The sequence below is a fragment of the Sphingobium sp. KKT206 genome (genome assembly GCF_055640555.1).
Genome location: NZ_CM145765.1, coordinates 115,029 through 139,050 on the forward strand (window position 1 = coordinate 115,029; position 24,022 = coordinate 139,050).

Sequence of the window (24,022 nt, forward strand, 5' to 3'; positions counted from 1 at the left end):
GTCATGGCCGAGACCGAAGAAAACCCGCAGATCGACGAAACCCGCCTTCAGGCCATCCGGCGGCGGATCGAGGAAGTGGCCGGCGACGCGCCGCAGCTCGCCAAGCTCGCGCTCGAGCAGATGGTGACGAAGCACAATCCCGACCTCAAGGGCACGGCCGGCTCGGCCGGTCGCGTCGGCGCGCAGTCCGGCAATGTCTCCGAGCTCACCGCCATCGCCAACCTCAAGCCGGGCGGCGCGGACCGGCTGAAACGCATCTTCGGACTCGTGAACGGCAATTTCGACGGGGCGCAGAAGGTCGGCACCCTGCACAACATGCGGTTCGTCTTCTTCGACAACGACACCCGCATCCTGTTCGCCACCGCCTATGACGGCGACTGGGACACCTATATCAACGACTTCGCCACCAAGATCCCTGACCTGATGGATTTGCTCTTCGCCTCGGTCGAAGGCTGGCCGGGCATCGCGAGCCCGAAGGTCAAGGATTTCATCGCCGAACATCAGATCACCGCCGCCGGATGGTTCGTCGCCAACCCGCAGGTCACGGTCGTCGACGTGCGTCGGCTTCAGCGGATGGAACATGCCGTCAACGAATTCCTGGACAAGGTGGGCTGAGCGATGACGATCCTTCAAAAGCTGAAAGAGCGCTTCTCGAGGGACAGCGTTACGCTCGACCTGCACGATATCCAGGCGCTGATCCTGCGAAGCCGGCCGGAGCCCTATGTCGGCATCCATGCGATGCTCCATTTCGACGAGGCCGAGGGCGCGCGCGCTTTGCTGGGCCGGCTCGCGCCCCATATCGCATCCGCCGACAACTGGAACGAGGATCTCGATTTCTGGATAGGCGCTGCACTCAGCTTCGAGGGACTAAAGGCGCTCGGCGTTCCTGAAGCGCAGCTCAAGACATTCCCGCTCCCCTTTCAGCAGGGCATGGCGGCGCGCTCGGAGCAGCTCCGCGACTTAGGACCCAACGCGCCGGAAAACTGGGAGGACGTGTTCAAGCCGGGCAACTGCCATCTCGCGCTGACCATCTACGCGGTCGACGATGCGGCGCTCGACAAGGCGCTGGCGACCGCGCGAACCGAACTCGACCAGAGCAGCGGCGTCACCTTGATCGGCGAGCATCGCTTCGGCGCGCCGGACGGCGCGAAAAACCCGTTCGGCTTCCGGGATTCGATCTCCCAGCCCGCCGTCGAAGGCAGCGGCGTCGATCCGCTGCCCGGCGAGGAACGCGCGATCAAGGCGGGCGAGTTCATCCTTGGATACGAGAGCGAGAACGGCCAGCCGCTCGGCATGCCTGAACCTGCGGCGCTGGGAAAGAACGGCACCTTCGTCGTCCTGCGCAAGTACAACAGCCGGGTCGGCTGCTTCAACGCCTTCCTCAAGGCCCATGGCGAGACGGCGGAGGACCGCGAACGTCTTGCCGCCAAGATGTTCGGTCGCTGGCGGTCAGGCGCTCCACTGACGTTGTCGCCGGATCATGACGACCCGGACCTCGGCGCCGATCCGCAGCGCAACAACGACTTCAATTTCAAGGACGACCCCAAAGGCCGCGTCGTGCCGCTCGGCTGTCATATGCGCCGGCTCAATCCCCGCGATTCCGAGCTGACACTGCTCACCGACGTCAACATTCACCGCATCATCCGCCGTTCCTCGACTTTCGGGCCGGTTTATTCCGAGGATGTGGCGCCGAAAGACGATGCCAAAGGCGATCGCGGCCTGTTCTTCATCTTCATAAGCGCGCGCGCTTACGACACGATCGAGTTCATGCAGCAGGAATGGATCAACCGCGGCAATTTCGTCGACCTCGGCGAGGAGCGCGATCCAATCGTTGGTCTGCATGAGGAGGACGGCCGGTTCACGATCCCGCAGGCGCCTGCGCGCAAGCGCATCGACGGTGTGCAGACCTTCAATGTCATGAAGGGAGGCGAATATCTGTTCATGCCAAGCCTATCGGCGCTTAAGTGGTTGGCAGAACGACGCTAAAGCTATTCACCTGATTGTCGGTTGAGATTTGAAGTGTGCAGAGTGACCCGGAAAGTGCGGGGCTGTGCGGAAGGTTAAGTGAGTGGGAGTTGAGTTTCGGCAAGGCTGGGGATGGTTGGTCCTTGTGGCGCTTACGATTTCGACGACCGGCGATGAAATCACGTTGCTGACGTTGATGTTCCGCACTGCCGAGAACGCATCCGGCTATGCGGTGCCGACGCTGCTGACCGCGGAGCTGCTACCCGGTCTGATCGCCGCACCCTGGGCGGGCCGCTTGATCGACCGCCGGGAGGCGGCCCGCATTCTGGTCATGGTGTCAGTTCTGCAAGCGGGCGTGATAGCATTTATCGCCTATTATCCCATGTTCACGCTCGCCGGGGCCGCGCTGTTGAGCGTGCTGTTCACGATCAGCAGCGCCGCAACATTCGCGTTGATTCCAGTGCTGGCGAGCGGCTTGGAATGACCTCGCACTCGCCAATTCCCTTATGGAAATGGTTCGCAGCCTTGGAATGCTCGCTGGTCCAGTCGCTGGGGGCGTACTGGTGGGATGGATCGGATCGCGCAATGCGCTTTTAGCCGATGCCGCCAGTTTTGCCCTTTTGGCCCTCGTCGTGATGGCGAGCAGGCTTCGCCGCAAGCCACAACGGGACGATCAGGAGGAAGAGACCCTGTTCGCGGACTACCTGCCGCTGCTCCGCAATCGACGGTTGATGGTGGTTACGGGTGCGCTCAGCCTCGAAGTGTTTGCGACCGCCATAGCCGACGTTGCTTTCGTGTTTCTCGTGATGGTGACGCTGGGAGCGGGCCGACCGCGTTTGGAATGCTGACGGCACTATGGGCGGTTGGGATGTTGATCGGCGCTGGGCTGGCCGAAAGGGTTATTGGCCATAGGGTCGGACTGGCGGCGTTCGGCACGGCCGCTGTCATGGGCGCGACCATGCTGTGGATCGGCCTTGCGCCGATCGGGCTGGCAATCGTTGCCGTCGCCTTCATCCTAGGCGGCGGCGCAAACAGCATCCACAACGTCGCTGTCCGAACCTTGTTCCAGTCGGAATGCCCGCCCGCCGATCATGGCAAGGTCGCCGCGATCTATGGTGCGGTGACACGCACCGCCGTAATCGGCGGCTATGTTGCTGGCGGCTTCTTTTTTGTGCCGAATGATGCGCCAACCGCCTATCTCGTGGGCGGCCTGCTGGGCGTTGTCGCGGGCTTAGTCGGATGGCGGATATTCAATCGTAGATGGAGCGCAGCACCAATCAAAGCATCGACGCGCCAAGATTGACCTGATTGTCGTGCCCCTCCGCTAACGGCTATACCAATCAGGTGGCGTGATTGAGGCGCGGTGCGGAACGGACACGATAGCGACGCCCTAACGATGTAAGGCAGAAAATATATGACCTTTCAGTTTGATCCATCATTCGATGCAGAATCACTCCACATGCCGGGAGATTCTTTGATCGAATTAGACCAGATAGAGAGTTCATTAAGAATATTGCTGCCGTCTGAGCTTCGTGATTTATTTATTGAATTCGGATCAGCGATAGTTTTCAATAAGGATGTTGAATTTCCTGCGGAAAAATGCGCCTATTCCGATGATTCAGGAAGAATTGGCGTTTCAGTTATATATGGCCCTGTTGACGGAAGCTTAGGAATAATTCGCATAAACGAACAATTATCCATGCAGATTCCAAAAACATCTGTGGTTTTTGCGGAAATCGGTCTGGGTAATATGCTGTTAATTGACAGAATTGATGGAAAGATATCCGTATGGCTGCACGATGAAGCTCTGCCTTCTAGGGCGATAACCCCCGTATACGACAGCTTTCATGACTTTATCGATGCACTGGTAGCCTTCGATCCTCCTCCCCTGCCCAGTTTAAAGGAATTGGGATTGGACTTGAAAGCGATGGGGATAGAAGAGGAGTAGCTAGAGGTTACGGTTCGGCGCTGACGGAAACCATACGATAACCGATAGCCTAACTATCTAAATTAACGTGGCTTTTCCTGCCTTCTGGCGGTCGCCAGCATCTCACGGCGAAGTATGGCGTTCATGCGGGCTTGGTAGCCCTTACCCTGCGATTTGAGCCAGGCGAGCACATCAGCATCAAGGCGTGCCGTCACCTGCTGCTTGATGGGCTTATAGAAGCGCCCACGCTGCCCGTTCCGCCAGAAATCCTCTGTCAGCGCCGGAGAGTCGCTATAGTCGATCCCGCTATCCGGCATCGCCTGCAGGGCATCCAGTTCGGCCTGTTGCGCTTCGGTCAACGGCGGCAGATTGTCCGGATCGAGTTGGAAACGGACGGTATCAGCGTCTTTCTTCTTCATAACGTCGCCTTTCCGTTCGATCGGCCTTTCGAGCCGAAATGATATGAATGATCTCTACATACTCGCCGTCATCGTCTTGCTCGACGACAGTGTGGGCCACGAGGAGGAGCAGATGCCCTTCCACGAGGCCCAAGGTTTGCCATCGTCGCTCGCCACCTTCGATCCGATCCTGATCGCTCAGCGCGAAAGGATCTGTGAACGCACGAGTAGCGATCGCAAAGCTGACGCCGTGCTTCTTCAGATTGCTCTCGGCTTTGGCCGGGTGCCAGGAGAAGCGCATGGATGGCATTACGGAAATATAATTATGTTTTTGTCGTTACGCAAGGCGCGGCGGTTTGAGCCATCCGGCCCGCGCGAGCGTATCTGCGAGGGTCGATCGGGGCACGTTGAACGTGCGGCTGATCGACGACTTGCTAGCGCCACCGGCAAGGGCGGCGGTGATCTGATCGAGCTTTTCCGCATCGATCGTTCGCGGGCGGCCACCGCAGCGCCCGCGCCGTCTGGCGGCCGCAAGGCCTGCCATGATGCGCTCGCGCGTCAATGCCCGTTCATACTGGGCCAGCGCGCCGAACAGCGAAAACAGCAGCTCGCCATGCGGCGTTCCCGTGTCCATCTGCTCGGTCAATGACCGGAATGACACGTCACGCTCCCTGAGATCGGTCAGGATCGACAGCAAATGCGGCAGGGAGCGGCCGAGCCGATCCAGTTTCCACACGACCAGCGTATCGCCGGCTGCGAGATATTCGAGGCAGGCCCGCAGGCTCGCCCGGTCCTCGCGAGCGCCGGATGCCTTGTCGGAATAGAGATGCCGGCTATCGACGCCGGCTGCGATCAGCGCATCGCGCTGAAGATCGACCGATTGCCGGTCATCTGTGGAAGAGACGCGCATGTAGCCTATAAGCATGTCGGAAAACCCCTGATAGCTTGTTGTGGGACAGTCCTCCTTTCCGGCAGAGTTTATCGGACGCTACGGATTTTGGGCGTGCGTAGATTGCTGGAATTTCCGGGGGGATGCCTGCTAGCGGCGGAATGGGTCGTCGGGCGCATCAGGCGGGGCGCTTATCGTGTGATTTCCATTAGGTTAATCTGTTCGTGCAGCCGCTGCCGCAGCGGACCGTCTTCTGGCCGCGACGATCAATAACGGATTATCCGCCTGCTTACGCTGACCAAGTCGCATGCCCGTCGCCGAATTGATCCCGTGGCGGCTGCACACATCGCTGTCGCCATGCCCGCTTCCTGCTCCGCGCCTCTTCAATTTATCGTAGAAGCTTTTGATGTGTCTTATTAAAATCCTTGGCTTGCCGCTCTCGGTCAGACGATGATTGGACGGATTTCAGTTCACTTTCGTCCATATCTGCGATTTGCACATGATCCGCCCTGTCAGGCACCCCTTTCCCTCCATCCGCCGATCGTCGAGCGTGGTGATTGTTCCAGAGAAGGTTTGGCCGATGTCGGGTACAAAAACACTGCCGCGCCACACGCCCTTCTTTTCAGGAACAAAATCGCGAAACAGGATCAGACCTACCAGATCGTTTGTCCCGCCGCGCCGCGCATCCGCCTTGGCTTTGTCACTTGCCCAGACCACGACCCCGCACATTCTGCTTCCGCACGGCTGGGCTCGCACATGTACGCTGTCCTGCGGATTCTTCCACACTCCGAAAGAAGCGCGCTGTGCCTCGACGGACGCAGATGCTGCAAGTAGCAGCATGGCTGCCAATACGAAACTGAACCTCATCGCCATTCTTCCTCAAGGCCGGATCATCATTTGCGCGACATTTTCCGCGATCGCCATGGTAGGCGCGTTAGTGTTGCCCGACACGATCGACGGCATGATCGATGCATCGACCACGCGCAAACCGTCAATGCCACGTACACGGGCTGCCGGATCGACCACGGATGCCGAGTCACTGCCCATGCGGCATGTTCCTACCGGATGATAGATTGTTTCAGCGCGCGCGCGGATGTCGTCGATCAGAGCCTCGTCGGTCTGGACCGCGGGTCCCGGTCGCACCTCCTCGCGCAAGTGACGGGCGAGCGCCGGCGCATGAAGGAGCTTGCGGGCTAGCTTCGCGCCATTCAGCAAGACGCCCACATCATCGGGATGACTGAGATAATTGCCCTCTATGCGCGGATGAGCCGTGGGATCGGCGATCTTGAGCCCGATCCTGCCGCGGCTCTTCGGTAGAAGGTCGCAGACATGCACGGTCATTCCGTAGCCGAAGGCTGTCTTGCGGCCATGGTCACGCAGGATCGCCGGCAGGAAATGGAATTGAAGATTGGGCCGCTCCCGGCCGGCGTCGGATTTGAGGAAAGCGCCGCCCTCCGAGGCATTTGACGTCAATTCGCCTTCATGATGAAGGAAATAGCTCCATGCGCCGCGTATCGCACGAGGCAGGAAACTGGGCGCCACCCCAAATCCTTCGCGATCGGCCGTGGTTGCCACAGCCGTATAGTCGAGGTGATCGGCGAGATTGGCTCCGACTTCGGGCGCATCCAGAACGATCTCTATGCCATGCTGCCTGAGTTCGCTCGCCGGGCCGACGCCCGACAGCATCAGAATCTGCGGCGAATTGACCGCGCCAGCCGAAAGGATCACCTCTCCACCGGGGCGCAGCAGCAGGTCCCGGCCGCCGACGCGGACCCCGATGGCGCGACGGTCCTTGAACAGTATCCGTTCGACGAGGCCGTTCGTTTCGATGGCGAGATTCTTGCGCGAGCGAGCCGGATCGAGAAACGCTCGCGCCGTGCTGAACCGTTGCCCGTCTTTCTGGGTCACCTGATAGACACCAAAGCCTTCCTGGCTCACGCCATTGAAGTCGGGATTTCGCGGGTAGTGCAGTTCCACCCCAGCTTCGACGAAGTCTTCCGTAAGTGGGTTCACTCGCCCAAGATTGGAGACGCAAAGTGGCCCGGCATTGCCATGATGCTCGTCGTGGATAGCCTGATTGTTTTCGAGCGCGATAAAAAGCTCGCGCATGCGCGGCCAGTCCCAGTCAGCTCCGGCGGCCGCCCCCCAGCCCTCATAGTCCGCCCGATCGCCGCGAATGTAGACCATTGCATTGATCGAGCTGCTGCCACCCAGCGTCTTGCCGCGCGGCCAATAGAGCCGCCGGTTGTTAAGGTGAGGCTCGACTTCGGTCTCACAGTTCCAGTTCACCCATCCCGTGCGGGCAATGACGCCGACGCCAAGCGGCATGTGAATGAAGGGATTGCGATCGCGCGGCCCCGCCTCGATGAGGCAGACAGCTTTATCCGAATCAGCAGAAAGGCGGTTGGCCATGACGCAGCCGGCCGAGCCGCCGCCAATGATGATATAGTCGTACATGGATTTACCCCAGAAAGCGTTTGGCAAGTCGGATCAGACGCGCTGCCCGGCCCGAATAGGGAGGAAAGACGAGAGGCAGAGCGGAGAAGCGGTTCTGGAGAACGGCGCGCTCATGACTGAAAGTCCGGAACCCGTGATGGCCATGTGCCGCCCCGATCCCGGAATTGTTCACACCGCCGAACGGCAGATGATCGTGGACGTATTGGACGATGGTAAGGTTGACGCCTGCACTGCCGGAAGTCGTGGCCGCCAGGATATGATCCACTCTCGCCCGGTCACGATCGAACACATAAAGCGCCAGCGGCTTGGGTCTTGCGTTGATCCGACCGATCACGGTTTCAATGTCATCATAGGTCAGGACCGGCAGGACGGGACCGAATATCTCCTCATGGTCGATCGCCGCCTCGGGAGCGATCGCCTCCAGCACTGTGGGCGCCAGCGCCCTTCCCTGCCTTTCGCCGCCGACAATGATCCGCCCGCCCGTGGCCAGGGCATCCGCAATCAGGCCCCCCAGTCTGTCCGCATGGCGATCATTGACGATCCTTGCGAGATAGGGGCTCGTCATGCCCGAACCATAAGCGGCGGCGATCCGGCGGCGCAGCGCTTCCACGAACCGGTCGCGGATCGAAGCGTGGACGAACACATGATCGGGCGCGATGCAGGTTTGACCGGCATTGGAGAATTTGCCGAAGGCGATCCAACTGGCGGCCGTCTCTATGTCGGCATCCGGTCCCACGATCGTGGGCGACTTGCCACCCAGTTCCAGCGTAACGGAGGTCAGGTGGCGGGAGGCTGCCTGCATTACGACTTTCCCGACCTCGGGGCTGCCGGTGAAGAAGATATGATCGAAGGGCAGCGCGAGCAGGGCCTGAGACATCTCCTTCCCGCCGAGGGCGACGGTAACCAAGTCTGGCGGAAATGTGTCGGCGATCAGCCGCGCGATGACGCCCGAGGTAGCAGGTGTCATCTCCGAAGGCTTCAGGATAGCGCTGTTGCCGGCAGCAAGGCAGGAGACAAGCGGCCCCAGGCAGAGATTGAATGGGTAATTCCAGGGCGCGATGATAAGGCACACGCCGCGTGGCTGCGGCACGATCCGTCCGGCCGTGCCGAAACCGATCAATGTCGGTCCGACATGGACTGGCCGCATCCATCGGCGCAGATTACGACGGCTGTGGCGGATTTCCTGCATGACCGGAAGAATTTCCGTCAGAAACACTTCGGCCTCCGGCTTGCCGAAGTCGGTCGCCATGGCCTGGACGATCTCCCCTTCGAACTTTCGTATGGCAGCCGCGAGGCGCGCCAGCGCAGCGCGTCTTTCAGCAAGGCCAAAGCGCATCCGGCGCTCGTCCGACATTGCCTTTTGCGCGGTGAAGAGCATTTCCACCGGGCGGCCATCACAGGGTTCCTGCGAAATCGAATGGCTCTCTTCAATCATTTCATTCTCGTCGAAAACATGACCTTCGCGCGAGTCTTACGAGCGCAAAAGCAATAGGGAACTACACGAACATGTAGTATCGACCCGGCATGGGCCTGGGAACCGAATGGACTCCAACGCTGCTTTCGCGACTGGCGGAAACGGCACTTCGCCGTGTGGAATTGACCGCGCGCGTCAGCCTGCTGCGCGCACCTTGCGGCTACGGCAAATCGGCGACGCTCGCGGCCGGTTGGAAGGAGGCGGCGGACACTGGTCGCCCGGCGCTTTGGGCAAGTCTTGCAAGCGACGACACAAAGAAGGGCACCCTGCGTCGCCTCGCCTTTCAGGCCGGAACCGCCGCGGACATCGAGTCCATTCTCCAATGGATATGGCATCAGGACAGGCCCGGGATTATTTGCCTCGATGATGTTCAGGAAGCGCCGCATCTCGAAACGCTGACAAGAGACATGATGGATGCTCTTCCCGATGATTGGCGAGCGGTCCTTGCAACCTCCGCCCCCTGGGGATTTGGCGTCCTCAACGCTGACTGGCAGGAAGTCGGCCCCGATGCCCTGGCCTGCCGCGCCCAGGATCTGAAGGAATTGATCCGGGTCCCTTCAGCCCTCGACCGGATCATATCGGACACACAGGGTTGGCCCGCATTGTGCCGCATCGCGGGCCGTGTATCCCACCGGATGCAGCCACTGCATTTATGGCCCGAGATCATCTGTTATCTCGATCAGATGGTGTTGGCGCCCTTATCGCCCGCTCTGCGCACATGGCTGAAAAAGGCGGCATTAATCGCTCCCCTCGATGCCGAAAGCCACGATTTTGCCCTGCGCGTCCACGACGGCGCGCAATGGATCGCACGTGCGCAACGCGAATGCCTCCTATTGAGGCCGGACAGTGACGGAATGTTTGCGCTCAATCCGGCGCTGCGACACCATCTTGCCTTGAGCGGACAGTCGCAGCTTCGTTCCTCTCCAAGCCATCTTCTAAAACATGCGGCTTTTCATCACTGGCGCGCCGGCCGGCCAGCGCAAACGATAGCGCTTTCGCTGCGGGCCGGCGATCCGGCCTGGGCGCGGGGGCTGGGCGGTGAGATCGTCATGGATGTCGCCCTGCGACAAGGCCGTATCGATGAGTTGGCCCATTGGCTCGAGGGCGTGCCCGACACAGCGTTGCTGACCAATCCCATGGCTGGCCTGGGAAAGATATGGGCCCTTTCCTTCCAGCAGCAGCATGCAGGGGCGACGCACCTTTTGAAGTTGCTGTCACGCACGGATGCGCATGAGGAATTGCTGACGCTGCTCGGTGCGACGACAGCGGCGCTGAGGGACGATGTCGTCCGGGCGGAAATGCTCTGCCGGCAATGGCTCGAGCTGCACGCCCGGGAAAATCCGATGATGAAGGCCTCCGCCCTGGCCTGCCTCGCGAGCATCGTGGCGAGCCAGTCGAACGCGGCCGAGTTCGCGGCACTACGTCCCCTACTGGATCAAGCCTGTGCCCTGGCCGATCAGGGCTTTGCCCGCGACTGGGCAAAGATTGCCGAAGTGCTGCTCCTGCTGACGCAGGGGCAGATCATTCCCGCACGAAATAGGATCGACGCGCATCTGACGGATATGGTCTCCCCGGTCGCCGAGCAGACGCTGAAAACATTGCGCCTCGCTGTGCTGGCCGAAAGCGGCGTGCCTCTGGCAGAACTGGAATGGCCGTTGCTTTTCTGCGACCAGATCGTCGACGTCCGCATTCATACGGCACGGGCCATATTACGGGCCGCTCGTCTGGCCGGAGATGCGGACCTCTGCGAAAAAATCCTGACCGAACTGGACGTGAAAGCCGTACGCGACCACATGCCGCGACTGCAACTCATGGCCGATATCCTGACTGCGGAACATGAAATCGCGTCGGGTCGATCGGTCACCATCCCCAATATTCCCAGGAACGACGCCATCACTTCGGCTCACCTCGCCATTGCGGACGTCGAGTGCATGCTTCTGTCTGCGACGCGGGCGCTTGCCGACGGGAAGGATCACCTCGCGCGCCAATTGACGGACCGTATCCTGGCCCGCATCCGCAGGGCAGGATGGCAACATATCATACTCAAAACCCTCATGCTGCGTTCGGTGCTGCATCTACGTAAAGAGGCGCTGCAACTTTCCATACGGTCAGCGGAAGAGGCCTCGGAAATTCGCGACAGCACAGGACTGAAGGAAACAGCGCGGGAGTTCCGGAATATCCTGGAGCATATTCACGCGGGATGGGCCGTAAAGGCGAGGTTTGATCGGTCCGCAGCACAACATCACTTGCCGAGTTCACAACATACCGAAGGATCCGACCTGTCTCGCCGCCAACTCCATATCCTCGGCCTGGCGCGGGATGGTCTTACGAGCGCGGAGATCGCCAACATATTGGGTATCGGCGAAGATGGCGTAAAATGGCATTTTCGCGCGATCTTCAAGTGTCTCGCTGTCAACAGGCGCACCCAGGCCGTCGCCACGGCGATACAGCGCGGTCTCCTTCACTAAACGATCTCCCACGTCACAAATAGAGGCAGGCATGCTGTTGCGCGGCCTCCCGCAAGGCAAGATCAGCAATCCATTCTTAGTCGACTCTCGTTGCCGCCCTCGCCAGCATGAGATCCACGAGAAAGTCCAGAAGCTCTCCGCTTGCGACCTCGTGCGGTTCGAGCAGGCCCTGGAACATGCTTCCCTCGTGGACAGCCAGGATCAGTCGCGCGATGCGCGGGAGGCCCCGGGCAACGATGCGGGAGTCCTCGCGAAGGATGTCGGCGAGCGCGCCCTCGATGATGGCGAGGATCCGTCCTTGCCGTTCGGCATAGTGGCTCGCCATGGCAGGATGGCGTAGGACATAGAGGCCGAACTCGGCCTGGAGCAGATACCAGTCCCGATCGAACGGATAGCTGGCGATAAAGGCCTTGAGGAAATTGTCGGCCGTCGAGCCGGGCATGGACAGGGCGCAAGCGGTCGCCTCCTCCAGCCTCGACTGCAAGCGCTCGATCACCCGGTCATAGAGGGCGAAGAACAATTCGTCCTTGGATCGGAAGCTGGAATTATAGGCCCCCCGGCTCAGACCGACGCGCTCGCAAATATCTTCCTGGGTGGAGCCATGGAAGCCACGTTCGGCGAAGGCCTCGAGAGCGCCATCCAGGATGCGCTCCCGGGTCTGCGCCCGGGTCGGGCGCGTTCGTGCCGGGCGGCGGCTCACGGGATCACGGGCGGGAGCATTTCGATACAAATATGTATTGAGTCGGTTGGATGTCAACGTTACCGTGCGGGAGCAGGAGACGTTCTTCATGACCTTGCGATGTTCGATGCTGGTTGCCGCGCTGGCGACTGCGGTCTGTCAGGGCGCGCAGGCGCAAACGATCGACAGGCTTGATCTCGATTATCGAAGCGCCCAGGCGAGGCTGCTCGAGCGGTCGGACGCGATCCAGGGCGCCGACGCCGATGTGCGCAGCAAGGAGGCCCAGAAAGGCTCCACGAGCACGTTGCGGCGTCCGACCGTCGAGTTCGAAGGACAGATGATCCGCTATCAGAAAACCCTCTATCTGCCGCTCGGCCCGCTGGCGGACGTGGCCCAGGATTATTCCATCTCTGACCCCCTGCGCTTCGAGATCGAGCGCACCAGCACCCGGCCGATCGTGACGGCGACGCTGCCGCTCTATTCCGGCGGCCAGATTCCCGCCGCCCAGGCGGGCGCCGCGGCGCAACTGGGACAGTCGCGCGCCGAACGCCAGATCGTCATCGACAACGGTCTGTTGCAGATGACCCAGCTCTATTTCGGCCAGCAGTTGCTCGAGCGCGTGCGCGATGTTCGCCGTGATGCGCTTGCGGGATTAGAGCGGCATGTCGCGGACGCCCTCAAGCTCGAACAGGAAGGGTTCATAAGCCGGGCCCAACGCCTCCAGGCGCAGGTAGCGCGCGACGACGCCGCGCGCGAACTGGAAAAGGCGCAGGCCGATCTCGCGAGTGCGCAGGTAGCGCTTGCCGGCGCGCTGCGGGCGCCGTCCGGCGTCGATCCCGTCTCCCCGATCTTCGTGATCCGTCAGCCGCTCCGTTCGCTCGACACCTATGTGGACGCGGCCCTGCGCGCCCATCCCCAACTGGATCGGCTCGGCGCGCTGGAAGACCAGGCTGAAGCGGGGGTGGCCCTTCAGCGCGCCAAGCTCCGGCCTACGATCTATGGCTTCGCCCAGTATAATTTCGATCGGCGCGACACGCTGTTGACCGATCCCGACTGGTCGGTGGGCGTCGGGCTGCGCTACACGCTCTTCTCCGGTGTGGGCCGCTCGCAAGCGGTGCAGGCCGCGCGGGAAACGGTGACGCAAGCCAATGCGGGCCTGCGCGAAGCCCGCACCCAGATCGAAATCGGCGTCACGCGGTCCTGGAACGATGCGGAAGCCGCGCGACGGCGGTTTGAGCTGACCGACACGGCCATCACTGCGGCGCAGGAGAATCTGCGGGTCCAGACCCTCGGCTATCAGGAGCAGCAGACAACCTCGCTCGACGTGATCGATGCGCAGCTCGGTCTTGCCCGCTCCCGGATCCAGCGCGCCCAGGCCGGATATGATTTCGTTGTCGCGCTCGCCCAGCTTCTCCACGTCAGCGGTCAGATCGCCACATTGCCGGACTATATCGACCAGGGTGAAAGGGTCACGCCATGACCGCCACATCGGAAACCCTGGTCACCCCGGACGAGACGGCTCCGCCGGTTCCGACCGGGCGGAAGCGCAAGTTGCTGCCGCTCATTGCTTTCCTCGTCGTGGTCATTCTCGGCCTCGGTCTCTGGCTGGCCTATCGCCCGGTTCCCGATCAGCTCCAGGGCATGGTCGAGGCCCGCGAACTGCGGATCACGAGCAAGGTCTCGGCTCGGATCACGGCCTTTCATGTCGAGGAAGGCCAGCCGGTGAAGACGGGACAGCTGCTCTATACGCTCGACAGTCCCGAGGTCGAAGCCCGCTCCGAACAGGCCGGCGGCGCGCTCGCCGCCGCGCAGGCGAATGCGGACAAGGCCGATGAAGGCGCACGGCCGGAGGATATCCGGGCTGCCGAGGCCCAGTGGCGACGCGCGCAGGCGGCGGCGGACCTCGCCCAGACCACCTATCAGCGCACCGAGCGCCTCTTTGAACAGGGTGTGCTGGCGGGGCAGAAACGCGACGAGAGCCGCGCAAACGCCCTGGCCTCCAATGAAGCGGCCCGAGCGGCGCGCGCGCAATATGATCTGGCGCTGGCCGGGGCGCGGCGACAGGATCGGCAGGCCGCGAGCGGACAGGTGCGCCAGGCGCGCGGCGCCCTGGCCGAAGTCGAGGCGGCCGAGAAGGAAACCCGGGTGTTCGCGCCGTCGGACGGTGAGATCGGACGCAGGCTGGCGCAGTCGGGCGAACTCGTGCCGCAGGGATTTCCCGTCTTCGTCCTGACCGACATCGATCATCCCTGGGTGACGCTCACCCTGAGAGAAGATCAGTTCAGTGCGATCCGCCGGGGACGGGTCCTGACCGGTCGCATACCTGCGCTCGGCGATCGTTGCGCCCAGTTTCGGGTCTTCTACATCGCGCCCGCCGGCGATTTCGCGACATGGCGCGCGACCCGCCAGTCGAGCGGCTTTGACGTGAAGAGCTTTGACGTGCGCCTGTCGCCCGTGTCGCGGGTCGATGGGCTGCGCCCCGGCATGACGGTCCTGTTCGACTGGCCGCAATGATCCGGGCCTTCGTCGATAGCGCCCGGCGCGAAACCGCCTTCCTGCGCGGCAGCGTCTGGGATCTGGCGCTGGTCACCTGGCTGCCTCTGCTGCTGCTGGCGATCGTCGCGGTCCAGTTGTCGGCAGGCGTCATGCGGAACCTGCCGATCGTCGTGGTCGACGAGGACGGCGGCGGCGTCGCGCGCGACCTCACCCGCAAGCTGGAGGCGTCACCCGGGCTCAAGGTCGCGGCGCGGCCACCGGACATGGCACAGGCCGAGCATCTGGTCCGCTCCAACGCCGCCTATGCCGTGGTCCTGATCCCGCGTGATCTCGAGCGCACCGTGCTGCGCGGCGAGACCGGCAAGATCCTCCTCTTCTACAATGCGAGCTATTCCACGCCCTCGGGTTCGGTGTTGCGTGAAGTCGGCACCGTGGTCCAGGCCCACGCAAAGGCCTTGGCCGGGGAGCAAAGCGCCGCGATCGCCGGTCCCGCGCGTGTGCGGCCGCAGCCGGTGAGCGTGCAGAGCCGGATCCTCTACAACCCGCAGGCCAGTTACGAGCTGCAACTCGTCGCCCTGATCCACCCCGCACTCCTGCACCTGCTGTTCATGATCGCGGTCGTGAGCGCGCTCGGTCGCGAGCTGCGGGACGGGACCATCGGAGCATGGCTTGCAGGGCCTCGAGGCGAGGCGGTCGCCGCCGTCGCCGGCAAGATCGCGCCCTATATCCTCATCTTCCTGCTCTGGGGGGCGCTTGCGACCGGCTATCTCGCGGTCTACCGGGGCTGGCCCGTGCAAGGGAGCGTGGCGATGCTGATGGGCGGCTATCTCGCCCTCTATCTCGCCTATGCGGGCATGGCCTTGTTCATCGTCGGGGCCACCCTTTCCATGGGGCAGGCGCTGTCGATGACCGCCCTCTATGCGGGCGCTTCCTTCGCCTTCGCCGGGGCGATCTTCCCGATCGAGTCGGCCTCCGCCTTCGCCCGGCTATGGAGCGCGCTGCTGCCTTTTACCCGCTTCGCGCGGCTGGTCGCGGAGCAATGGATGATCGGCGCACCCGTGCTCGCATCTCTTGGATCGATCCTGGCGCTGTTTGCCTTTCTCGTCGTCGGCTCGGGCGCCGGGCTGCCGCGCTATGTCTCGGCGCGGATGAGCCCGGAGGTCTGGGGACGACGATGATCGGCCGCGCCTTCCTCGCTACCTTCCGCGCCGTTCTCTCCGACCGCTCCGCCTTCATGCTGATCGTCGTGTCGACGATCCTCTATTCCTTCTTCTACCCTTCAGCCTATTCCGGGGAGGTCGCGGTCCGCATTCCGGTGGCCGTCGTCGATCTCGACGACAGCGGCGCAAGCCGCAGTCTCGTGCGCCGGATCGCAGCGCTCCAGCAGGCCGATCTTGCCGCGCGCCCGGCCTCTCCAGGAGCCGCCCGGCTCTGGCTCGAGACGACCGGCGCAGGGGCCGTGGTCATCATCCCCGAGGGGTTCGAGCGACATATTCTGAACGGCGCCCAGGGCACGGTCGCGCTCTACGGCAACGGCGCCTATCTGCTGCGCAGCAGCACGGCGCTGTCAGGCATCGGCCTGGCGGTCACCACGATCGCCGGCGAGGCGGCGAGCGATCAGGCCATGGCGCAGGGCGCACCCGCCCGCCCTGCCCTGTCGCTCGTTCAGCGCCCGCTGTTCAACACGCGCGAAGGCTATGGCAGCACGGTGTTCCCCGGGGTCGGCTTCCTCATCATTCACCAGACCCTGCTGATGGGCCTGACGATGCTCGCCGCCACCCTGCGCGAGACACTGGGACGCTTTCGTCTGCCCTCGCGCACCCTTATCGGAATTGCCCTGGCCTTCTTCGTGATCGGCTGGGCCGACGTGGCCTATTATGCGGGTTTTGTGTTCTGGTTTCAGGACTATCCCCGCGCCGCCGGCTCTCCTGGCGCCTTGATCGTGGGCGGCAGTTTGTTCGTGGGCGCGACTGTGGCGGCGGCGCTTGCGCTGGCCAGCCTCTTCCGGACACGGGAACGACCCCTGCAACTGTGGATGGGCACGTCGCTCGCCATCTTCTTCCTCGCGGGTCTCTCCTGGCCGGCGGAGGCGACGCCGGCCTGGCTGGCGCTCCTCGCGCGCCTCCTGCCAACCACCGCGGGCATTCATCTCATGGTCGGGCTCAATCAGATGGGCGCGAGCCTTGCCGAGCAGACGCGGGAGGTGCTCAACCTCGCCATCCTCATTCTGGTCTACGGAGGCCTGGCCTGGTGGCGCTTCACGAAGATTTCCGCGCCGGACCTTCAGCCCCTCAAGCCTGACTGACGCCTCAATGGAACGAGATCGTCAGGGGCACCCCAAGTGCAACCCTCTCGCCCCGGCCGACGCGACCTTGGCGCAACCCAGGGGGAGGTGTTCGAAGCGGACCTCTGCAGGGCTTCATCAGATAGAGATCACCGAGATGGGGATAAACCGGAGGCTGCCTCGACTATTGCTCTGCTTTCGCCGCCGCGAGGATCGCGGCCTCTACCGGCGCCCAGGTGGGGTCCGCAGGCGAAAGCATGTTGAAGTGGCCCGCATTCTCCAGGGTGATCACCGTCGCCTTATCGCCGGCCGACTGTGCGGCTGCTGCATAGGCTTGCGCGGCTGAAGGCTCCAGCACGACGGAAGCGACCATGAATTGAGGCACGGCCAGAGGCAGCCATTCGATCGGATTTGCCTGACGGTAGCGGCCCGCCTGTGCGTCAGGAGCGCCCCCGAACAGGTTGACGAAGATCGGGCGGCCGCAAATATCCTTGTCGAACCCGTACAGGGTTCGCAGGTCGCCTGGGCCGTCGATGGCGACCGCGGCGGAAACCTTCAGTGGATCAGCGCCGCGGACCTCGCTGTCGGCAGGCAATCTGGGACGGGCCGCCAGCCACAGGGCAGCGTGGGCGCCGGCCGAATGTCCCACCGTCACCACATGCTTCAGGTCCAGAGGCTGGGTTCGTGCCAGCACCCTCAAGTGATCGAGCGCCGCTCCCCAATCCTGGAAGGTCCCAGGCCACCCGCCGCGGGTGTCACCAACCTGTCGATACTCTATATTCCATGTCGCCACGCCCTTGTCCGTCAAGGCGCTCGCCAACGGCGCCGTGCCTGCCAGTGTCTCATAGCCTTTGGTCCAGCAGCCACCGTGAATGACCATGACGACGGGAAACGGGTCAGGACCTGCAGGCAAGCGCAGTTCACCGATCTGCAGAGGATCAGGACCATAGGCCTCGACGAGCGTCGGAGCGGTGACGGGAAGGGCGTGGAGTTGGGGCGGTCCGATCAGCGCATGTTGGTTATCCGACGGCGTCTGCGCCCAAGCGGTGCTCGTGACAATCAAGACTGTAGCCAGGCCTAATGAACGGTATCGCATGATCTACCTCTTTCATGCATCTTCCCGCTCCGACGTTACCAGCCAGTTCGTCAAATGTGAGAAGACAGCGATTCGTCATTAGATAACATGGTTCGCTATATTCTTTTCGGAAACACCATTCCGTCATCGAGTGAGCAAAGCGATAGATGAAATCCCGTTTCTGGCGCAAAGCATATGGCGGCTATGCGCGATCACGGTAGCCTTGATCATGGAAGTGATACGTCAGGCGACCAAAGAGCTATCTAGATTTCATTGTCGTCGTGAATTGCGGTTTCAGAGGATCGTGGGTTTTATCTCACTTGGCTATCCATGCTTCGACCAGCTTGACCGCATCCTCTACTGTTTTGACCTCACCGGCGGCTTCATCCGGGATAGTGAGTCCGAATTCGTCTTCAAGCGCCATCACAACTTCCAGCACATCGAGACTATCCACGCCGATGTCATCGTAGAAAGACGAAGCAAGGGCAATCTGATCCGGATAGACGCCGAGCTGACGGCTAATGATCCTGAAAACTCGGGGAGCGATTTCTTCCATCACAAAGCCCTCGCGCGGACACTATCGGCTAGGAAACAGGGCAGATTCTCGTAAACTCAATCATCGCAGAGCAACGATATTGTCCTGCGGCCAGTAAATTCATCATGCCTTGCTGAGCATTTTCTCGGCGCTCGTTTTCACAAAATCCGAAATCTGTCCTGACATCATTTTGAGGAACAGCGGTACGCTGACGTCGCCGCGAATCTCGCTATCCTCAATGTCGAGTTGCACCGGGATATTCTGCCCCATCGCCCCGATGACCAAGTGTAGTGCGTAGTCCGATACCCACTCGGAACTGAGCGAACCGCCTCCCGGGATATGCGCTGCCAGCTTGGGCAGGCCGGCCTCGATCCTGCTCTTCGCTTCGATTTTACCAAGGCTGTGCGGGATAACGACTTCCATATCTTCTTTCCTGTTCAGGCCGCCCGATCGACGAGCAGCAAGGTCGATGTCGCGGAGGCATAGAGTTTGCCGGCCATGTCGATCAGACGCGCCTCGGTATGCGCCACCCTCTTGCCCATCGACACCACCTGGCCGATTGCACGGACCATCCCGACCCTGTCGGTCAAGGGCGCATGATAGGCGACCTTGAGTTCGAGCGTGACGCAGTTGATGGGCACTTGGGCCGCGGAGTTCGCCGCGATGCCGCAGGCCGAATCCAGCAGCGTCGCGGCATAGCCACCATGGGCGATGCCCATGAAATTGTAGGTCTGCGAGGTGGGCGTCGCGACAAAGACGACCTTCCCCTCCTCCGCCTCAAGCAGATCGATGTCGAACAGGTCCATCATGGGCGGCCGGGTGCCGGCCGCCATGAACTGTTCGATCTCTTCCAGACCGGTCATCGCTTACCTCAAAGCTTTTCAGTCAGTTCAGGAACGATCTTGAAGAGGTCGCCGACCAGGCCGATATCGGCGACCTGGAAGATGGGCGCGTCCTCATCCTTGTTGATCGCGATGATGGTCTTGCTATCCTTCATGCCAGCAAGGTGCTGAATCGCACCCGATATGCCGACGGCGACATAGACTTCCGGCGCCACGATCTTGCCGGTCTGGCCGACCTGAAAATCGTTGGGCGCATAGCCAGCATCGACCGCCGCGCGGCTTGCGCCCACACCCGCGCCCAGCTTGTCGGCCAGCGGATCGATCACGCCATGAAACTGCCCGGCCGAGCCCAGCGCTCGCCCGCCCGAGACGATGATTTTGGCCGAGGTGAGTTCCGGGCGCTCGGACTGGGCGATCTCGGCACCCACGAAGCTGGAAAGTCCCGCATCCGTGCCCGTCGCAGCCTCGATACTGGCCGAGCCACCCTCGCGGGCCGCCTTCTCGAAGGCTGTGCCACGCACCGTGATAACCTTCTTTGCATCAGACGACTGGACCGTCGCGATCGCATTTCCCGCGTAGATGGGACGCGTGAACGTGTCAGCGCTTTCCACCGACAGGATGTCGCTGACCTGCATCACATCAAGCAAGGCCGCCACGCGCGGCGCGATGTTCTTGCCATTCGAAGTGGAAGGCGCCACGAACGCGTCATAGCCGCGCATCAGGTCCGCGACGGCCGGCGCGACATTCTCGGGCAAAGCGTGTTTGAACGCCGCATCGTCGAACGTTACGACTTTGGCGACACCCGCGACCTTCGCAGCAGCCTCGGCCACGCCGCCGATGCCCGCACCGGCAACCAGCAGATGGACCTCACCAAGTTTGGCAGCGGCGGTGACGGCCGATAGCGTCGCATCCTTGACCGACGCATTGTCATGTTCAACCCAGACGAGCGTATTCATAACTTATTCTCCGAGAAATCCGCCCCCGCTTCATCTCTGTGCGCACAGGATGAAGCGGGGTGCGCCGTCACTTGCATGGGAGAGGTTCGGCAAGTTCGGCGCGTTTGAAAGTTTATCAAATCGCCATTTCCTTGAGCCTGGCGACCAATTCATCGACGTCGGCCACCTTGATGCCCGCCGAGCGCTTGGGGGGTTCGGTCACCTTGAGCGTCTTGAGGCGCGAGGCGATCTCAACACCGAGATCGGCCGGCGTCTTCGTCGCCAGCGGCTTGGATTTGGCCTTCATGATATTGGGCAGGCTCGCATAGCGCGGTTCGTTGAGACGCAGATCGGTCGTCACGATCGCCGGCAGTTTGAGGCTTACGGTCTCCAGACCGCCATCCACCTCACGGGTCACCGCGACAGTCTCGCCCGATACTTCGACCTTGCTGGCGAATGTGCCCTGCCCCCAACCGAGAAGGGCTGCCAGCATCTGGCCGGTCTGATTGGCATCATCGTCGATGGCCTGCTTGCCGAGGATCACCAGGCCCGGAGCCTCCTCGGTGGCGATGGCCTTCAGGATCTTGGCGACGGCGAGCGGCTCGACCTCATCGTCAGTCTGGACGAGGATCGCGCGGTCGGCCCCCATGGCGAGCGCGGTGCGCAGCGTTTCCTGCGCCTTGGCGACGCCGATCGACACCACCACGATTTCGGTCGCGACTCCCTTTTCCTTGAGGCGGATAGCCTCTTCGACGGCGATCTCGTCGAACGGGTTCATCGACATCTTCACGTTCGCCAAATCGACGCCCGTCCCATCCGCCTTCACGCGCGGTTTCACATTATAATCGATAACCCGCTTGACGGGCACAAGCACCTTCATGGATCAATCCTACTCTGATTGTAATGCCGCCTGATATTCGGCAATGAGTCTCTCACAGATGGATCGGGCCGGTTGGACGGCAGTGGTAGCGCCGACACCGTGGCCTGCCGACCAGATCGTCTTCCAGGCCTTGGCCTCCTCCGAAACCGAAAGCGCGCCATGTGGCTCAGGGAGAGTCGCGGCTTCCAGCGAGGGCCGGAGAAAATTGGCCCCGACGCCGGTGACCCGGTCCGTATAGACGATATCCGCTGGTCCGGCCCCGATCACCATGTCTTTCTGTGCCGGCGAGGCGAGACTCTCTTCCGACGCGATGAAGTGGGATCCGATATAGGCAAGATCGGCCCCCATCATCTGCGCGGCCGCGATCTGGTGGCCGCGCGTGATGGCGCCGGAAAGCGCCAGCGGCCCCTGGAAGAAGCGCCGTATCTCGTCAACCAGTGCGAACGGGCTCATCGTGCCGGCATGTCCCCCCGCGCCGGCAGCGACCGCGATCAGACCGTCGACGCCAGCTTCGAGCGCCTTTTCCGCATGACGCACGTTCGTCACGTCGTGAAAGACCAGCCCGCCATAGCCCTGAACCACCTGGACAAGATCCGCGACGGCGCCGAGCGAGGTGATGACCAATGGCACATGGTGCCGAACGATCAGTTCCAGATCGGCGTCGAGCCTCGGATTGCTCTTATGGACGATGAGGTTGACGCCGAAGGGCGCCGCTCCCGGCATGGGAGCCAGCCGCTCCTCGATTTCATCCAGCCATTCACCGAAACCTTGACTGGTGCGCTGGTTGAGCGCCGGGAAAGTACCAAGCAGTCCCGCCTCGCAGCAACTGACGACAAGGTCCGGTCCCGACACAAGGAACATCGGCGCAACGATGGCTGGAATGGCCAGCCGCTTTTCGAGGCTTGCCGGAAGCGTCAAAACACGTCGTCTTCCAGCGCCATCAGCGACTTCTTGCCCGCCTTGATCGCCAGGAAGCTGGCGGTCGCCTGAGGCAGGATACGCTCGAAGAAGAACGTCGCCGTCTTGATCTTGGCATCGTAGAAGCGCTTGTCCTCGCTGCCGAAGAAGAGCTGCAAGCCTGCGATCTTGGTCGCCTTGGCAAAGCAATAGCCCATGGCCACCAGGCCCATCAGACGCAGATAGTCCGCCGACGCCGCGCCCGCCTCTTCGGGATCCTTGAGCGCCCGCTGCGCGACCGTGGCCGTCGAAAGCTGCAGCGCCCCGAACGCCTTGGCGAGCGCCTCGATCATCGGCTTCATCGGTCCGTCGACGTTGTTTTCCTCGATGAAAGCCGACACCGGATGGAAGAAGCTGCGCAGATAGCGGCCCATATGGGCGCCGAGCTTGCGGCCGACGAGATCGAGCGCCTGAACGCCGTTCGTCCCCTCATAGATCATGGTGATCCGGGCATCGCGGGCATATTGCTCGACGCCGCTTTCGCGGATGTAGCCGTGGCCACCATAGCATTGGACCGCAAGGTTCGCGCTGTCGAACGCAAGGTCGGTGAAGAGCGCTTTGACGACGGGGGTCATGAGCGCAATGAAGTCACTCGCACGCTGGCGCACTTCGGGTTCGGGAGAATGTTTTTCCGCGTCCAGGGCGCGCGAGACCCAGGCCGAGAGCGCCCGGCATCCCTCATTATAAGCCCGCATCGTCATCAACATGCGGCGAACATCGGGGTGAACGATGATCGGATCGGCTGCCTGATCGGGATATTTGGGTCCCGAGAGCGCCCGACCCTGAATACGATCTTTCGCATACCAGGCCGCCGCCTGATACGCCGCCTCGCCCACACCCAGGCCCTGGATGCCGACGGAGACACGCTCCGTGTTCATCATCGTGAACATGGCGGCCATGCCCTTGCCAGGCTCACCGACGATCCAGCCGATCGAATCATCGAAGTTCATCTGGCACGTCGCCGACGCCTTGAGACCCATCTTGTGCTCGATCGCGGCGCAGGCGACGCCGTTCGATTGACCGGGAGTACCGTCCTCCCTGGGCAGATATTTGGGGACGAGAAACAAGCTGATGCCCTTCACGCCCTTGGGGGCGTCGGGCAGGCGGGCGAGCACGAGATGGATGATATTCTCGGTCAGGTCATGCTCACCGGCGGAGATGAAGATCTTGGAGCCGGTGACCTTGTAGCTGCCATCGCCCTGCGGGACCGCGCGGCTGCGCAGGAGCCCGAGATCGGTACCGCAATGAGGCTCGGTCAGGCACATCGTGCCGGACCACTGGCCGCTCACCATCTTGGGCAGGTAGGCCTGCTTGAGCGCGTCACTGCCATGGCCCTCGATCGCAGTGGTGGCACCATGGGTGAGGCCCGGGTAGAGGCCGAAGGAGAGGTTGGACGAGCAGATCATCTCCTCGACCAGCTTGTTGACCGCTTCCGGCAGCCCCTGCCCACCCCATTCCGGATCGGATGCGAGCGCGGTCCAGCCACCTTCGGCGAACTGCTTATAGGCTTCGGGGAACCCCGCCGGCGTCCGCACGACGCCGTTTTCCAGATGACACCCCTCCTCGTCGCCCGACCGGTTGATCGGCAACAGGACGTCGCGACAGAAGCGCGCCGCCTCCTCGAGGATCGCATCGGTGAGATCCGGTGTGAACTCCGACAGTGCGGGAATATCCCCGAAGCCGTCATCGGCATGGAGTTCGTTGAGCACGAAGCGCATGTCGCGCAACGGGGCGTCATAGACTTGCATATTTATATCTCCT

26 protein-coding genes are annotated in these 24,022 nt (G+C 62.1%); 11 read left to right on the forward strand and 15 right to left on the reverse strand.

Translation table 11 applies throughout. The features are described 5' to 3' along the window. Nucleotides 1–3 precede the first annotated feature (3 nt). The 6 genes from ACZ2HM_RS18455 to ACZ2HM_RS18480 all read left to right on the forward strand — a co-directional run bounded on the left by ACZ2HM_RS18455 (nucleotide 4) and on the right by ACZ2HM_RS18480 (nucleotide 3,913). On the forward strand, nucleotides 4–615 hold the full coding sequence (locus ACZ2HM_RS18455) for a hypothetical protein (RefSeq protein ID WP_004207013.1): 612 nt from the start codon (nucleotides 4–6) through the stop codon (nucleotides 613–615). A 3-nt stretch (nucleotides 616–618) separates the two neighbouring features. Further along, nucleotides 619–1,986: a Dyp-type peroxidase gene (locus ACZ2HM_RS18460; protein WP_037472601.1), complete on the forward strand. Its 1,368-nt coding sequence runs from the start codon at nucleotides 619–621 to the stop codon at nucleotides 1,984–1,986. A gap of 124 nt (nucleotides 1,987–2,110) precedes the next feature. Beyond that, entirely contained in the window at nucleotides 2,111–2,449 is a 339-nt protein-coding gene (locus ACZ2HM_RS18465) for a hypothetical protein (protein ID WP_017503244.1), read from the forward strand. A gap of 46 nt (nucleotides 2,450–2,495) precedes the next feature. Continuing rightward, entirely contained in the window at nucleotides 2,496–2,813 is a 318-nt protein-coding gene (locus tag ACZ2HM_RS18470) for an MFS transporter (RefSeq protein WP_231958566.1), read from the forward strand. A 20-nt stretch (nucleotides 2,814–2,833) separates the two neighbouring features. Then, nucleotides 2,834–3,268, forward strand: coding sequence for an MFS transporter (locus tag ACZ2HM_RS18475; RefSeq protein WP_025290603.1), 435 nt, complete (start codon nucleotides 2,834–2,836; stop codon nucleotides 3,266–3,268). Between the two features lie 111 nt (nucleotides 3,269–3,379). Beyond that, complete coding sequence (locus tag ACZ2HM_RS18480) at nucleotides 3,380–3,913, forward strand: SMI1/KNR4 family protein (RefSeq protein ID WP_081912838.1); 534 nt, start codon at nucleotides 3,380–3,382, stop codon at nucleotides 3,911–3,913. A gap of 62 nt (nucleotides 3,914–3,975) precedes the next feature. Here ACZ2HM_RS18480 and ACZ2HM_RS18485 read toward each other — a convergent pair whose 3' ends face one another. The 6 genes from ACZ2HM_RS18485 to ACZ2HM_RS18510 all read right to left on the reverse strand — a co-directional run bounded on the left by ACZ2HM_RS18485 (nucleotide 3,976) and on the right by ACZ2HM_RS18510 (nucleotide 9,071). Beyond that, the gene (locus ACZ2HM_RS18485; RefSeq protein ID WP_004206995.1) at nucleotides 3,976–4,311 is read right to left on the reverse strand and encodes a BrnA antitoxin family protein; all 336 of its coding nucleotides are present in this window, start codon (nucleotides 4,309–4,311) and stop codon (nucleotides 3,976–3,978) included. Next, nucleotides 4,292–4,591 carry a BrnT family toxin gene (locus tag ACZ2HM_RS18490; protein WP_228221671.1) on the reverse strand — a complete coding sequence of 100 codons (300 nt, stop codon included), beginning with the start codon at nucleotides 4,589–4,591 and terminating at the stop codon, nucleotides 4,292–4,294. The genes ACZ2HM_RS18485 and ACZ2HM_RS18490 overlap by 20 nt, the downstream gene beginning before the upstream one ends. Nucleotides 4,592–4,627: 36 nt before the next feature. Then, a complete protein-coding gene (locus ACZ2HM_RS18495) occupies nucleotides 4,628–5,215 on the reverse strand; it encodes a recombinase family protein (protein WP_037474513.1) in 588 nt (195 codons plus the stop codon). A gap of 429 nt (nucleotides 5,216–5,644) precedes the next feature. Then, entirely contained in the window at nucleotides 5,645–6,046 is a 402-nt protein-coding gene (locus ACZ2HM_RS18500; protein WP_004207001.1) for a DUF2147 domain-containing protein, read from the reverse strand. A 12-nt stretch (nucleotides 6,047–6,058) separates the two neighbouring features. Continuing rightward, entirely contained in the window at nucleotides 6,059–7,636 is a 1,578-nt protein-coding gene (locus tag ACZ2HM_RS18505; RefSeq protein ID WP_037474518.1) for a GMC family oxidoreductase, read from the reverse strand. 4 nt (nucleotides 7,637–7,640) lie between these two features. Beyond that, entirely contained in the window at nucleotides 7,641–9,071 is a 1,431-nt protein-coding gene (locus ACZ2HM_RS18510) for an aldehyde dehydrogenase family protein (protein WP_037474520.1), read from the reverse strand. 89 nt (nucleotides 9,072–9,160) lie between these two features. Between ACZ2HM_RS18510 and ACZ2HM_RS18515 the strand changes: the two genes are divergently transcribed. Next, nucleotides 9,161–11,578, forward strand: a complete 2,418-nt coding sequence (locus ACZ2HM_RS18515; protein WP_037474523.1) for a helix-turn-helix transcriptional regulator — start codon at nucleotides 9,161–9,163, stop codon at nucleotides 11,576–11,578. 76 nt (nucleotides 11,579–11,654) lie between these two features. On the opposite strand, the gene ACZ2HM_RS18520 is transcribed toward ACZ2HM_RS18515, so the two are convergent. After that, nucleotides 11,655–12,368, reverse strand: a complete 714-nt coding sequence (locus ACZ2HM_RS18520; RefSeq protein WP_313921852.1) for a TetR/AcrR family transcriptional regulator — start codon at nucleotides 12,366–12,368, stop codon at nucleotides 11,655–11,657. Between ACZ2HM_RS18520 and ACZ2HM_RS18525 the strand changes: the two genes are divergently transcribed. From ACZ2HM_RS18525 to ACZ2HM_RS18540, 4 genes are read left to right on the forward strand one after another with little or no spacing between them, the layout of a single operon-like run. Continuing rightward, nucleotides 12,367–13,737 (forward strand): TolC family protein, encoded by a 1,371-nt coding sequence (locus tag ACZ2HM_RS18525; RefSeq protein ID WP_025290596.1) that lies wholly within the window; start codon nucleotides 12,367–12,369, stop codon nucleotides 13,735–13,737. The two genes, ACZ2HM_RS18520 and ACZ2HM_RS18525, sit on opposite strands and share 2 nt — an antisense overlap. Further along, complete coding sequence (locus tag ACZ2HM_RS18530) at nucleotides 13,734–14,771, forward strand: HlyD family secretion protein (RefSeq protein ID WP_004206989.1); 1,038 nt, start codon at nucleotides 13,734–13,736, stop codon at nucleotides 14,769–14,771. The genes ACZ2HM_RS18525 and ACZ2HM_RS18530 overlap by 4 nt, the downstream gene beginning before the upstream one ends. Further along, on the forward strand, nucleotides 14,768–15,931 hold the full coding sequence (locus ACZ2HM_RS18535) for an ABC transporter permease (RefSeq protein WP_004206986.1): 1,164 nt from the start codon (nucleotides 14,768–14,770) through the stop codon (nucleotides 15,929–15,931). The genes ACZ2HM_RS18530 and ACZ2HM_RS18535 overlap by 4 nt, the downstream gene beginning before the upstream one ends. After that, nucleotides 15,928–17,058: an ABC transporter permease gene (locus tag ACZ2HM_RS18540; protein ID WP_004206985.1), complete on the forward strand. Its 1,131-nt coding sequence runs from the start codon at nucleotides 15,928–15,930 to the stop codon at nucleotides 17,056–17,058. Before ACZ2HM_RS18535 ends, ACZ2HM_RS18540 begins: the two co-directional genes overlap by 4 nt. Nucleotides 17,059–17,221: 163 nt before the next feature. Here ACZ2HM_RS18540 and ACZ2HM_RS18545 read toward each other — a convergent pair whose 3' ends face one another. The 8 genes from ACZ2HM_RS18545 to ACZ2HM_RS18580 all read right to left on the reverse strand — a co-directional run bounded on the left by ACZ2HM_RS18545 (nucleotide 17,222) and on the right by ACZ2HM_RS18580 (nucleotide 24,009). Beyond that, entirely contained in the window at nucleotides 17,222–18,133 is a 912-nt protein-coding gene (locus tag ACZ2HM_RS18545; protein WP_037474527.1) for an alpha/beta hydrolase family protein, read from the reverse strand. A gap of 295 nt (nucleotides 18,134–18,428) precedes the next feature. After that, nucleotides 18,429–18,668, reverse strand: a complete 240-nt coding sequence (gene acpP, locus ACZ2HM_RS18550; protein ID WP_004206981.1) for an acyl carrier protein — start codon at nucleotides 18,666–18,668, stop codon at nucleotides 18,429–18,431. Nucleotides 18,669–18,770: 102 nt separating this feature from the next. Next, nucleotides 18,771–19,070: a polyhydroxyalkanoic acid system family protein gene (locus tag ACZ2HM_RS18555; RefSeq protein WP_004206980.1), complete on the reverse strand. Its 300-nt coding sequence runs from the start codon at nucleotides 19,068–19,070 to the stop codon at nucleotides 18,771–18,773. 14 nt (nucleotides 19,071–19,084) lie between these two features. After that, nucleotides 19,085–19,510: a PaaI family thioesterase gene (locus tag ACZ2HM_RS18560; protein ID WP_004206979.1), complete on the reverse strand. Its 426-nt coding sequence runs from the start codon at nucleotides 19,508–19,510 to the stop codon at nucleotides 19,085–19,087. Nucleotides 19,511–19,518: 8 nt separating this feature from the next. After that, the gene (locus tag ACZ2HM_RS18565; protein WP_004206978.1) at nucleotides 19,519–20,445 is read right to left on the reverse strand and encodes an electron transfer flavoprotein subunit alpha/FixB family protein; all 927 of its coding nucleotides are present in this window, start codon (nucleotides 20,443–20,445) and stop codon (nucleotides 19,519–19,521) included. 115 nt (nucleotides 20,446–20,560) lie between these two features. Then, nucleotides 20,561–21,304 carry an electron transfer flavoprotein subunit beta/FixA family protein gene (locus tag ACZ2HM_RS18570; RefSeq protein WP_004206977.1) on the reverse strand — a complete coding sequence of 248 codons (744 nt, stop codon included), beginning with the start codon at nucleotides 21,302–21,304 and terminating at the stop codon, nucleotides 20,561–20,563. Nucleotides 21,305–21,313: 9 nt separating this feature from the next. Continuing rightward, complete coding sequence (locus ACZ2HM_RS18575) at nucleotides 21,314–22,222, reverse strand: NAD(P)H-dependent flavin oxidoreductase (RefSeq protein WP_164523917.1); 909 nt, start codon at nucleotides 22,220–22,222, stop codon at nucleotides 21,314–21,316. Next, complete coding sequence (locus ACZ2HM_RS18580; protein ID WP_017503705.1) at nucleotides 22,219–24,009, reverse strand: acyl-CoA dehydrogenase C-terminal domain-containing protein; 1,791 nt, start codon at nucleotides 24,007–24,009, stop codon at nucleotides 22,219–22,221. Before ACZ2HM_RS18580 ends, ACZ2HM_RS18575 begins: the two co-directional genes overlap by 4 nt. Nucleotides 24,010–24,022: the final 13 nt, after the last annotated feature.